This window comes from Shouchella shacheensis, from assembly GCF_001484965.1.
Classification (GTDB): domain Bacteria; phylum Bacillota; class Bacilli; order Bacillales; family Bacillaceae_D; genus Shouchella; species Shouchella shacheensis.
In genome coordinates this window covers 1-13,343 of record NZ_LLYY01000008.1, presented here as the reverse complement: position 1 = coordinate 13,343, position 13,343 = coordinate 1, and the positions used below count along the sequence as shown (strand labels likewise).

Below are 13,343 nucleotides of genomic sequence, written 5' to 3'. Positions count from 1 at the left end.
TGGGTCCATGCTTTACCTTGATAATAGTGCAACTACTCAAATGCTCCCTGAAGTAAAGGATGCTATGATTCCTTTTCTCCTTGAGGAGTATGGTAACCCTTCAAGCAAGTATTATCCACAAGCTACACACGCTAAAGAAGAGGTCGATCGGGCACGTAAACATGTAGCAAACCTTCTTGGCTGTGATGCTCAAGAAATCGTGTTTACAAGCGGAGCAACTGAAAGTAACAACATGTTGATTAAAGGAATCGTTGATCACCACGATCCTCGTACCAAACATGTCCATATTGTTACTAGTAAGGTAGAGCACCCATCCGTTCTCGAAACCTTCAAGTATCTTCAATCTAAAGGATTTGTTGTCACTTATTTAGATGTCGATCAATTTGGTCGCATTCAATTAGAAGATTTGCAGGAATTATTCCGAAATGATCCTCCTGTCCTCTGCTCAATTATGTGGGGAAATAACGAACTTGGCTCCTTGCAACCTATAAAAAAAATATCTGAACTCTGCATACAATACCAATGCCATTTACACACTGATGCGACTCAAGTCATTGGAAAAATGGAAACTGATTTAAGTCAGTTTCCAGGTATCACTTTACTCTCTTGTTCTGCTCATAAGTTCAACGGTCCCAAAGGAATCGGTGTGGCTGTGATTAAAAAAGATAAGAATGGCTTACCCACTCTCATTACTCCTCTATTACACGGAGGTGGACAAGAGTTCGATTATCGTAGTGGTACTTTGGCTGTCCATAATATTGTTGGACTAGGCAAAGCTGCTGAACTCGCCCATGAACGATTAAAAAATAATATTAAACAATTACTTGTATTAGAAGATAAATTAAATTCGTTACTCCGGGAAAAATTTAGTTCAGTCCTTCAATTTAACCATGATCAGGTTGATAAGATACCTGGGATCCTTAGCATTCAGTTTAAAGGGATTAATAACGAAATTCTTCTCAAAAATATTGCTTCTGAAATTGCCGCTTCAACAGGTTCAGCTTGCAGTTCAACAAAGCCGAGCCATGTATTGGCAGCAAGTGGCTACAATAATGAAGAGGTTCGTTCAACGATTCGTTTTTCACTATCGCCTTATACCTCGCTTACAGAACTTGAGATTTTTAAGCAACTCTAAAAAATGGGAACCTATTAAGGCTCCCATTTTTATTTATATGCGGTCATTTAATGAAGAGATATCAACAGTAGTAACTATTGGTTTTGTCAATTCTCCTCTCTGGTCTATAAGTGGTCCATGCACTATACACTGACCTTTTCTTAGATTAGCAAGTTTTGTTTCCCAGTATTGTTTAGATTCTGCGCCATCTTTACTTAAGCTACCTGCAATATAACTAATCTCACCTTCTGGAGGAGCAAAGTAAATCTTTTGCGCCGCGTTTTGAACACGTGATAATTCATCTGCAGTTAATTGACTTTTTAAGAATTGAGTAGCAAACCATGCTGACCAGCCAAATTTCCTTCCCTCTGTTAAGACCCTAGTAGAAGGTGAGCTTCCTGAATGATCAAGGTTTTGAGCTTCATCCATAATAACTGGCATTGGTATGTTTTTATTACCGTGAGTCACGGAGTAATTCCATAAATCCCATAAAATAAACTCAGTAATCATCAATTGCACATCACGTGGATATCCCGTTAGCTGCACAATAAACACTTTTCCATCCGCATCAATAATATCGTTCCAGTTCATTTGATGATCCGAGTTAAATGGATTGCGATCAATTAATGGGCGAATTTGTGAAGCCGCTGTCTTTGCATAATTCGAGCCTTCCTCCAGTAACTCTTCCATCAGTTGCTGTAATGTCATCTGATCTCCATATTGCTGTACCCCCGATAAAGTCGCCTCATAAATCGCATTTAGTTGTTGTACTCCAAGTGAACGATATACCGAGGCAAAAACACTTTTAATTCTTTCCGCAACATCCGTGGGATTTTCTGGTAATTCAATCCCACCAATATCTCGTTTATTCGCTTTAAATGGATTAATCGGGAATTTGTCGTTGTACACAATTTTTTGCTGAATGCGTTTTCCTAGTGCATCATTAAATTCTGGCTCTAATTGATTCGGTAAGAAACCTTCAGTGTAATCAATGATAATGCTAGATATTCCAGCTTTCGCTTTCTCTAGAAGAAGACACTGCATAAAGTATGTCTTACCTTGGCCTGATTTACCTGAAATTAATAAATGTCGATTGGCGAGACCTGGGTTACCGTACTCCCAATAGATTTTTCGATTAGAGTTTTCCGCTTCACCAATTAGTATCCTTGTGTCTTCTAGTGAAGGCTTCTGAACATCCTCTTGTGTTTCAACCCAAGAGTCCACATCACGCTCATCCATCTTCTCTTCTACTATAGACTCCCCTCCTCTCCTGGCCTTTTCAAGGGTAACGTTAGACTCATGATAAGGTTGCTGCACCCTTTTCTCTTCATCCACAATTTCACTACCTAAACCATCTACGGGAGTTTCCGTATCTTTCGTGTCTAAAGGTTCTTCACTTAGTTCGATATTTTCATATACTGGCCCGAAGCCTTTAGGTTCTGCAACCTTAGACAAGGATTCATCTGCTTCAACTTTATATATCACCAAAGTTGATTCCTCTTCTTCAATTGGTGTGTACTCATTTCTCAATAAATGCTCTACTCGAAAGTCAGAAGAACCACTAGATATACTCTCTTTCAACTCTTCTACGGAAAGGATCAAGCCTTCTGAGCCGTTTAAATCGGTGAATTTTAATAACAATACGTCCTCATATAGCTCTGAAGATTGGTGGTATGAATCTTTTTTAAAGGAAACGACTCCCCCTTGATAAATATAAGGTTTTAAGTCTGGCGAAACCTCAAAATTCCCTGAAAGTAGTTTTTGAATTGTTTTATCTTCAAGCTGATAACCTTTTTCTGGCCAAAAATCCAGTTCATTTACTTTTTTCATATTTGCAATAACCAGTTGAGCAAAAAAGTTACGATAGAATGCTTTTGTAAATGGGATAGCCTCGTCTTCTTTTTCAATTAAATTTTCGTCCAATAGATTATTTGTTCGAGTCACTTGTAACTTAGCCTTCTCTAAAACCCCTAAAGAATTTTCACCAATTTTCACTTCAATAGGATAGAAATGTAATCGAAGTGTTTCACCAGAATTCTCTATTCCCACAAGCAGAAGGTCATCGCTAAAGCTTCCGGTTTTTCCTAGGTTTTTCACCGAAAAGACACCATCATTTTGAGTGAGACCCACTGCTCCAGCTACTCGCAAGATTTCCTCTAATGATATTGGCACCCAAGTAATATTTTCATGATCAAAATAAGCAAGGCTGTACTTAATAGCAGAAAGAATGCTTAATTTTTCTCTCTCATAGTGCCCTTTTCGACCAATTATATTTAGTAACCACTCTCCATTAAACATATTAAAAGCATTTATGATTTCGACAATATCCTCATTAGTAAAGTCCCGACCTTGGTCTTTAAGATATGTTTTAACCACTTGATTAAACTGCTCAGACTTGTCCGTAACTGTGACTGCATCCAAACGAGCTGATGAAGTATATTGGTCGTTGTAATGAATGACAATCAAGTCAGGGTAATAATTCTGGAAGTAATTTAAACCTACTGGCGGGTCGATGAAGGTTACCCAATATGAAGATTTAAAGATTCTTCTTAAGGCATCCTCATCTTCACTTTCTGTTCGAGTAACTATAGCTTCTCCTTTTCGATACGTGTTTGAACCTCCATTATTCATGTTTGCAGCTAGTTCGTTCACATAATAGGCTGTCTTAGTAAGGATATTGGATTCATAACTCAGTCCCTTTACACCGAACCCATTACGATAATCCTCAACTGCTTTCATCGATGGAACGGAAGTGACCAAGCCATTTAGAGACATACCTGTCTCCATCTCTTCCATTTTTTCTTGAAGAGCTTCTCGAGATTTCATCTTATAAAATGAAATATGTGCATACTCATACTCTTGGTGGCTTGTTAAGCCGACTTTGTAATAAGAAACGTTCTCACGTACAAAGCGAATGACATCTTCAATATCATAGTTTTTCGAACGAAGGTTTATATCTAAGTATTCTTCAATTTCGTCTTTCATGTCTAACTTGACAAAATGGTCAAAAGCACTATTCATCGCTTCTGCTTGGTAGATTGTAACTTCAACTGGCATAATTTTTTCCATTCCCCTGTTGTCTATCTTATCCACCATTGTGCGAATTAGCCCTTTTAATACAGGCTTATCATTCGATATATTTACGACACTTAGTTTTAAAGGAGCGTTCGCGGAACGGATAAATAAATAATCAAAGTGGCTAATAAACTGTTTGATTTTGTCAGTAATAACTTTATCCAGATATGAATTTGCATCTGCAACTGTTACTTCTTTCACCGCTTTGTATCGAACCCATTCTAGCGCATCTGTTTGTGAATCTGGCTTATACAATACATCTTCTGGACCGTACATAAACGGTAATAATGCATCTGGTTTTAAACGCGACAATATTGCTTGATTTACTTCCTCGGAGCCTAGATGATCATTTAAGGTAAGTTGGTATGCAACAACTAAAGGATGAAATGGTGTTAAGTATAGAGAGCCCTGCTCTTCAGCACTTAATACACCAAGTTCCATTAAGTGTTTCCGTTTTCTACTAGGAGAATTAGTTTCATCTAATTCTTTTAATTCATTGATAAACGCATCAACGTAATCAATTGCACGTTCTTTTAGTTCAGGAGTAAGATAGGCTAACGTTGGTGTCGTCGGATTCTTTTTAAAGTACATTAAGTACCGATAATATGCTTCTTTAACAGGCTTTGCTAATTCTTGATTATCATAATTTTCGTCAACAACTAGTTCACCTGAGTTTAATACTCCATGTAAATAATCATGTTTAATCCATTTACTTTCCCATTCAAGAAAATACTTATAAGTACTATGCATATAATACTCACGAGAACCCATTACTAACTTATTATCCTGAGTCATATTAAAATCTGATTGTAACTCACGCTTTTGCTTCCAGATCATCCGCCCCCGAATCGGGAAGGTAGGGTTAACTTCATTAGTCTTTATTAGAAAAGGTGTAATTGCTTGATTATATTCCAATTCGAACTCGAAATTGCCTTCTTCATCCAGAGCATTTTGATGAGGACTAATCGCCAACGACACTCCCTCTTCTAAAAACGCCGGGTCTTCTGCCGTAAAGTTGTGTAAGTCCTTAGGCTCCGAACCAGCCCCAAACATCCACGTATCCGTATCAGAGTTAATTTCTACCGCTGCTCTTTTTGAAGTCTTTACTAAGAAACTACTCTTATACTTTGTAAGTACAATTTCTTCAAAAGGAACAACGGCGACAAACAAATCAACGGCCTTTGTGCCATTTCCCTCATGCTTGTACTTCACTTTGAAGAATTCTGCTTTGTCTCCTGTTACTTCTTTTGTTATTGTAGCTTTTCTCCCACTCGTAACAACATCGTAGGCTTTTCTTTTTGGTTCAAAATATTCCGTGGATAGTATTCTCTTTTTACTACCCTCAATATCAAAGCTTAAATTTAGTCCAATCACTTTGTGCCTTTCGGGGTTGAAAAGAATAACGTGACGCTTCCTAAGCCCAGACGCAGTTTCTGATTGTGGTTTCTCCCACATTACATACCCTCCATCTGGTTGAATTGACTTTAATTCTACTTTTAGACTCCTCTTCTCCGCTTGCTTTTGTTCAGCGTAACGATTGACTTCATTGAAACTCACTTCATTCCAATCATCTTTTTTTAACTTTTCAATTCCAGCTGAAACAAATATATGACTCAAATCACCAGGAACATCATCAACTTCATGGGCCTTCTGAACATAGGCATAGAGATCTCGATTGTGCTCAATTCTTTGTTTTAGTTCTTTATCACTAAAAAACGCAAGGTTCTCATCTTTAAATAACCCAAAATTATTGCAGTCCGTCACTGTAAGCTCAGGTTGTTCTAATAGAGAGACGTAATCTTCAAAGTCAAATAAACTTACTTTAAAGATCGATGTATCTTGTATTAAGTAATCTAGAGTACTTTGTACTAATAACTTTTCACTTTTAGAGAGGACCGTTTCCTTTAAATCTCTTGAAATCACATTATAAATTTCATTAGGATGAAGTGGCATTCCCTTCTTCTGAAGATCACTACTCCCGCCCTGAATGCTATCTAGTTGTTCCGATACAATGCTAATTAACGCTGTATTTTCCCATACACCTTTTTGTTCACCTACTTGATTTCGAAGTGTAACCAAGTAATCTGGCTTAACATTACCTGCTGTATGCGCAACAACTAACTTTGTATTCTCAAAAGGGAGAGAGAACGTACGGTAGGGTTCATCTCCTCCATGATTATGCTGATACTCAAATGATTCTGCTTTAGGATCAATAGCTTCATGCAATTCACGGACTAAGCTTTCAACTTCCTCGGAACGATCTAATTGTAAATAATAACGATCCCCTGCCGTGATTTCATTATTTCTAAAAAAATCTATGAGTAAGTTGCGAATAAATTTATAAAATTGGTTTGACATACTGCGCATCACCACTATCGCTTTTTTTGTCGATAATATTTAAATTATCTAAGAGCTGAATGACTTCAACCTGTGAATGGTTATCAAAACGAATTCCACGTTTCTCGTATTCAGCAAAGAGTTGATTTAGTGGAATTCGTTCGTCTTTTACACACAATGCAGTCATCATTAATAAAAAGTCTTGATTAACATTTAGTACTGCTCCTAAGTTGCCTCTATTTTTCAAGAAATGTTCTTTAGCAATAAATTTCACGGAAGAATTGTATTCGCTTCTTACCTTATCACTTACACCTTTTTCAACATATTCCTTTAAGTTACGAAACGCTTCGGCAATTGAATTTGCATTTCCTTTAACATGTTCCACTTCAATAAGTTCAGTATAATGAGTAATCCAAGCGTTTAAGTTAATTAAAAACCTTTCTTGATCTTCAGATGACGCTTGATGCACTTGCTCCATTAAATCTACATAAGTGAGAAAATCGCGACCATCATTAAAATTCACATGACTAAGCTGTGCAAGCACATTCACATGGATAAATAAGTTATCAACTCGTTGAAATAATCGGCGAGTATCGTCTACAGTATCTCTACGTTTGTTAATCGCTTCCCAGTCCACTCCATATGTAAATGACCTAACTTCATCGTATTTCCCACCTTCATATTCATCAAAACAAAGGGATAATTGTGATAGATATAGGAACAAAAAATAATTAATGAACTTTGCATAGTGTTCTAAGAAATACTGTTGATGCTCAGCTAAAAAACGTAGATCGTTTTCAAACAACCGGCTAACTTTAGGTAATAACGGTTTATAGCTTGGTTTCTCATCTTTTCGTTCAACAGTAACTCCGTCGTCTAACTTCTCTAGAATTAAGCCCGTTATAATATCCTCTTGGCCAGTTTTGTTAAAGATTTCTGCGAAAACATGCTTATCTTGAACGAGCGCCTCCTTTGCATAGATGGCCAATCTTCTCTCAACAGCTGCCTTACTTAATTTTGTAGGAATAAATTTATAGATGGCTGGGTGGACAGGATTAATCTCTCCACCTTCAGCAAAAAGAAAGGTTTTTAAAAAACGAACTAAATCATTACGACTTTCTTCGTCATCTACATCAACATCCTCAGCCACTTGCACGAGTAAACTCTCAATATACGTTTCCATTTCGTCAGATTGTGCGGCCTCTTTCACTAATGAAACATTAGAAACTGCTCGCGTAAATTCACCTAATATTGGAGTTAAAATTGTTTTAAAGTTCTTTGTTACTTGATGAGATTTCGAGTTAAATGGTACAGCTTCTCGTAATAATGTCTCTTGATTATGGGAAGGCTTCGCTCCTTCTTTTCTTACACGATTTCGAATATCCTCATTAAAACCGTAATGATCCATACTTTCACACCTTTACAAATGAGTAACCATTGAACTCATCTTTATACAACTTAAACTTCTTGTTTTCTCCTAGGACTTGAACAAAAATTTCATCTGTGCGGTCACCAAATTGCATGATTTGATCGATAAACTCAAAAAACTTAATAGCGTCATCCTTATCTTTCTTGTTTGGTCGATATCCACTATTTAGTTTATAAAGAAGAGCAAATAAACTATAATCTACTTCTAAATCAACTTTTTCAATATCTTCACTTTTTTGCTTACTGGCACCTTTTCGAGCATAACTTACAGTTAGGGTTGACTTAAAACTATAAAATTTCTCTTCTTCTCGACGTTGAAGATGCTTTGTATACGCTTCAATCTCTAAATGTTGTGCGACTTCATATTTTGCACCGCTTTGATCCACATAAATTAAACCAGGCTGTGGACTACCTTGCCATTTAAATACAGAGCCTTTAATAAGGTTAAATAACGCTTTTAAGTGCTTATCAGGTTTACCATAATTGTAGCTATACAAATATTGTTGATATAACCTATATGAATCTGGTTCGACCGATTCGAAAAAGGTTTTATTAATTAAAGATTGTATCCTGATTAACGTTTTTACAAAACGATTCACATCACCTTGAGTAGCTACTGAGTCATTAGACATTAACATTTCAGAAATTGGCTTTAGCCACTCAGCTGAGACAGTGTCATCGGAAAAATACTCTTCCGTAAAATGTTCAGCGTCTAAGGATGTATTCGCATCTACGATCACTTGGTCAACTACTTCATTTCTAATATTTACTGGGTCTAATACATTCATCTGTTGAAGGATTGGCGATCTTTCGGGTCGGTTAAAGAGTAAGTTTGGTGTCATCATACTAAACTTCTCAAACTCACTTGAAATTTCTTCTTCAGTCTTTTTATTGTATAATTCTGGTATAAGAATATCCGCGATAAAATTATAAAAAGCTCTCGTCGAAATAACGAGTTTATGTTCAATAATTGATCTGATGACAAGTTGAACAATTGATTTTTGAACAATTGGAGCACTCATAAACTCAAAGTTTTCATGAATGACCAACCTTTGGCTAACTTCTAGATCTTTCAAATAAGATCGAAAGAATGGATTGGATTTATCTTTTCTAAAAATATGTTCAATGATGCCTTCAAATAATTCTGATGAGAAGCCTTTTTTCGATAGCTCGTAAGACTTATAATCAGTAAACCCAACAATATGCATATGTTCATCACTATTATTTTCCATTACAATGTTAGAGAACACTTTACTATCATCAATAAAACTTTTGAGCTTTCCAAACTCGAGTTCTTGAAAATTATATGTAAGGAAGTTATGAAGCACACCTACATTAATGGCTAGAATGATTCTTTCAGTCGAACTATCAATGTTTTGATCTGAAAAATTACTTAACACTTCCCCTAACGTCTCAATCGCATTCTTTTCGGGACTATAGCTTTCAGTAGCATCGTTAATTACCCTATAGCCTTCAAGTAATTCGGGCTTATTTTCTCTTAAATAAGCAAGCAAATGAGATTTACCATCCCCAACACTCCCACATAATAAAACAATTTGGGAACCTGATTGTTCTTTTGCTAAAGTAAGTACTTCTTCCACATCTTTTTGCACTTTACGCTCAATATGCATATATTGTTTAAAATCACTAAATGAATCAGCATTTTCAATGGCTTCCTGTGAAGAATCCTGCAGCTTTTTCAATTCTTTTAGTAAGTTGCTACTGCTATTGTTTTTTCGAGCAATTTGCCCCCAAACAGGAATTTCCGCTACGTTACTTACTTGGTATTCTTTTGCTTTCTCGTTTTCAATCTCATTACAGTTAATCGGTGAGGCTTGTTCCTCCGTAACTTTTTCCTGAATTTCTTCACTTTGAAGTGCTTGATGACTTTGATTCTTTAATAATGCTGCTTGCACAGCTTCCATAATTTTATTCTCGTTAATAGATTCCGACTTTACTGGGCGAGGCTCAATAAATTCAGGTATAATGAGATCCAATGAATAGTTACTCGCATACCAATCTGCTAATATATAGCATTGTTTATAGATCCTTAATGCATCAGATACTCCTAAGTATTTTTCTGTACCATGTATAGCTTTATTTCCTGTTGTACGTATAATATCTAGTGAACGCTTTATTTGGGGTGTTAAAATCTCTTTAACAGATAAAAAATGTACACGCTCATAAAACTTTTTAAGTTCGTTAATATTATAGTTCTCTTTTTGGAGCACGTCATTAATGATGAGCTCGGAAAACTTACGAGCCTCGGATATCGCCGTATCTGGGTAATTATATAATAATTCTTCAATCTTCTTCCCTGACTCAGCTATATCAGCTTGTAAATCATACAGAAATTGAAAGAAGTACTGAGAATCTGAGCTCATGAAGTTCACTCCTTCTAGATAAGCGGTACTAAAGATGCGTACAAAACCATTTCGAATTGCACACACAGGAATATTGTAGCACATATACTATCTTCACTAAATAAATCCAATGAAAACTTCCTGGTAATAAACGAAATCCCTAGATTTGAGTCCTTTCAAAAAAGGCTAAGTAATACTTCCTGTGATCAGTATACGTTAAAAGAGCTTATTTGACATCTAAGAGTTATATGAACTAGCACCTAACAATATAACGCGAATATTTCAGCGATTTATTTACTTTTCACTTGAGGCAAAGTAACGAAACGAATAGAATACATTATAGATCACAAATTTTTCCTTAACCCTTTGTACAGTCCGACGTTTGGTGCCCTAAAGAACATCTTGATTAACAATCGCAAAAGGTACTGCGTTACATTCATTTATCATGGTATAGCCCTTCGCTAAAATACCGTTCCCGCTCTCTTCCCATCACAGCCTTTAATGCGAACAAAGCCAGTAGGACAAAGCCCCCTGAACTTATGAGTACAACCGGGCGAATGGATGCTAACTCCGCGGCTAAGCCAATTAACGTAGTCAAGCCCACAATACACACTGCTTCAATAATGCTAAAGATGCTGCCAAATCGCCCCATAACTTTAACTGGTACATGATTTTGGTAAAACGTCAAGAAACCTGTATTTGCAAATGTTACAGCAAGCCCAATTAAAAATACGCCTGCCGCAGCAACATAGAGGTGGTGTGACCCATACAGAAGTACATAACCTACCGCAGCAAACGTTGTGCCAAAGCCAATTAAGCGATTCACGGCAAGCTGTTTCGCAAAGAGCGAATTAATCATTGAACCAATGATTATGCCTGCTCCAAAAACACTCAACAAAAACCCGTAACTCGTATCCGATAATAACAGCACGCCCCTTGCAAACGCTGCTTCAAGGGAATTAATCTCCGTCATGAACTCGGTAGTACCGAAAAACAACAAATAGATCTTTGCCACATAAGGAGCGCCTTTGCAAAAACTCAGCACCACGCGAATTTTATCATTTTCCAAGTAAACCGCTGCTTTTATTCTGTTACACCTCTTATTTCAGTTCAGAATAACCAGGGCTCTCTATGCGACTGCTCGCACACAAAAGAGCAGCTCTCTAAAGAGACTGCCCCTCTGTCAACAGGCTGCGCTCCCGCTCGTTATCATGCCGAGTTCCGGCGCTGCATTTGCTTTTGAGCGGCGTCCCATTCTTCGTCTGTAGGCGGATAGGTTTGCTTCAACCGCAAAGACAACAACAGCGCAATGACCGTCAACAGGCCAATCAATCCAAAGGAGACGATGGCGCCTAATATGTCTGGATGGGTGATCCTTGGATTCGAGTTTGTGACCTGGGCGGTCGTTGTCATCGCTGAGACCAGCAACGCTGTTCCAATTGAGGCTGCCATCTGTCGCGTCGTATTCGTAACCGCTGCGGCATGCGGGATTAACTTAGGCGGCATTGTATTTAAGCCAGCAGTATTCACTGGCATCATCACCATGGAAAAACCAAACATACGGATGGCAAACATCACTGCCAGAAAAACAAGTGACGTCGTTGTATCAACAAATAGAAACGCAAACGTCGAAACCGTCATTAGAATGAGTCCCAGAATAGCTAGCAGTCGCGCGCCGATCCGGTCAAAAATGCGACCCGTAATCGGCGACATCAACCCGGCTAGCAAAGCGCCAGGCAATAAAACAAGCCCCGCTTCCATCGCCGTAAACCCACGCATGTTTTGCAGATACAAAGGAATCAACGTTTCCAGTCCGATCAACCCCAAAAAACCAATACCGCAAATGATCGTAGAAAGGGTGAACGTTCTCTGTGTAAACACTCTTAATTCGAGCATCGGGTGCTCCATACGAAGCTGGCGAAAAATAAAGAGCACGATGGCGACAAGTCCCACAGTAAGAACGGTCAGCGTGATCGGACTTCCCCACCCGTTATTACCGGCACTCGTAAAGCCATAGAGCAATCCACCAAAGCCAAATGAGGATAAGATGACCGAACCCAAATCAATTTTTGGATGCTTGAGCTCCGTAACGTTTCTCATTACAACATAAGCAACGACCATCATAAGAAGTGCTAGAGGAAGAATGCCCCAAAATAAATAACGCCACTCATAATTCGACGTTACCCATCCAGAAATCGTCGGACCGATCGCCGGAGCAAACGAAATAACGAGACCAATATAGCCCATAGCTGCCCCCCGACGTTCCACCGGAAAAATCAGAAGAAAAATCGTCTGCATAAGGGGAAGCATCACCCCGGCACCTGCCGATTGAATGACACGCGCGGCCATTAAGGAAGGGAAGTTCGTCGCTAGCCCACCCAACAATGTACCGAGCGTAAAGACCCCCATTGCTGTCAAGAAAAGCTGTCGCGTTGTAAATTTTTCAATCAAAAAAGCAGAAACCGGTATCATAATTCCGTTGACGAGCATAAACACCGTCGTTAACCACTGCGCCGTGTTTGCTGTAATATTCATCTCTTCCATGATTGGAGGAATGGCAGTGATCATCAATGTCTGATTCAAAATCGCTACAAAAGAACCTGCTATTAATAAAGCCGCGATCAATACTTTGCTGTAGTTTTCATTTTGATTCATACAAGCACTCCTATGATGTCGCAGTTTCACAGACTAATAAACAAGTATACGCTTTTATGGAAGAAGGCGCAATTGTGAAGCACTCATTCTTAAAGACAAAAAATTTGCTCTGAACATGATCATGTCCATTCAATCTAATGCTCCGTTTGCAGAACATCTTTATTGTCGCTTATCAGCGATTCCCCTTCATCAGCAGCCGTTTTTGGCTTCCCTTTTTACACACAAAAAACCCCACCTAAAAAGGTGGGGTTTTGTCTAGCTACGGCGGGTAGAAGCATCGAGATTTTTCGCGCTTCTGCTCGACCCCGCCTACGCTTTTCGGTACTGCCCGGCAACGTTCTACTCTCGCAGGGGGAAGCCCCCAACTACCA

6 protein-coding genes are annotated in these 13,343 nt (G+C 38.3%); 1 reads left to right on the top strand and 5 read right to left on the bottom strand.

Annotated features, from left to right (window positions below; all coding sequences use genetic code 11):
* Positions 1-7 precede the first annotated feature (7 nt).
* Complete coding sequence (locus AVZ68_RS10125) at positions 8-1,135, top strand: cysteine desulfurase family protein (RefSeq protein WP_059104435.1); 1,128 nt, start codon at positions 8-10, stop codon at positions 1,133-1,135.
* A gap of 33 nt (positions 1,136-1,168) precedes the next feature.
* On the opposite strand, the gene dptH is transcribed toward AVZ68_RS10125, so the two are convergent.
* From dptH to AVZ68_RS10100, 5 genes are all read right to left on the bottom strand, one after another.
* A complete protein-coding gene (dptH, locus tag AVZ68_RS10120) occupies positions 1,169-6,547 on the bottom strand; it encodes a DNA phosphorothioation-dependent restriction protein DptH (RefSeq protein WP_059104434.1) in 5,379 nt (1,792 codons plus the stop codon).
* Positions 6,528-7,934 carry a DNA phosphorothioation-dependent restriction protein DptG gene (gene dptG, locus AVZ68_RS10115; RefSeq protein ID WP_059104433.1) on the bottom strand — a complete coding sequence of 469 codons (1,407 nt, stop codon included), beginning with the start codon at positions 7,932-7,934 and terminating at the stop codon, positions 6,528-6,530. Before dptG ends, dptH begins: the two co-directional genes overlap by 20 nt.
* A gap of 4 nt (positions 7,935-7,938) precedes the next feature.
* Positions 7,939-10,338 (bottom strand): DNA phosphorothioation-dependent restriction protein DptF, encoded by a 2,400-nt coding sequence (dptF, locus tag AVZ68_RS10110; RefSeq protein WP_059104432.1) that lies wholly within the window; start codon positions 10,336-10,338, stop codon positions 7,939-7,941.
* Positions 10,339-10,753: 415 nt separating this feature from the next.
* Positions 10,754-11,386: an MFS transporter gene (locus AVZ68_RS10105; RefSeq protein ID WP_059104431.1), complete on the bottom strand. Its 633-nt coding sequence runs from the start codon at positions 11,384-11,386 to the stop codon at positions 10,754-10,756.
* Between the two features lie 140 nt (positions 11,387-11,526).
* On the bottom strand, positions 11,527-12,972 hold the full coding sequence (locus AVZ68_RS10100; RefSeq protein WP_059104430.1) for an MDR family MFS transporter: 1,446 nt from the start codon (positions 12,970-12,972) through the stop codon (positions 11,527-11,529).
* Between the last annotated feature and the right edge of the window lie 371 nt (positions 12,973-13,343).

Coding starts and splice junctions, on each gene's coding strand:
- AVZ68_RS10125 (WP_059104435.1), top strand. CDS start 8: ATGCTTTACCTTGATAATAGTGCAACTACTCAAATGCTCCCTGAAGTA.
- dptH (WP_059104434.1), bottom strand. CDS start 6,547: ATGTCAAACCAATTTTATAAATTTATTCGCAACTTACTCATAGATTTT.
- dptG (WP_059104433.1), bottom strand. CDS start 7,934: ATGGATCATTACGGTTTTAATGAGGATATTCGAAATCGTGTAAGAAAA.
- dptF (WP_059104432.1), bottom strand. CDS start 10,338: ATGAGCTCAGATTCTCAGTACTTCTTTCAATTTCTGTATGATTTACAA.
- AVZ68_RS10100 (WP_059104430.1), bottom strand. CDS start 12,972: ATGAATCAAAATGAAAACTACAGCAAAGTATTGATCGCGGCTTTATTA.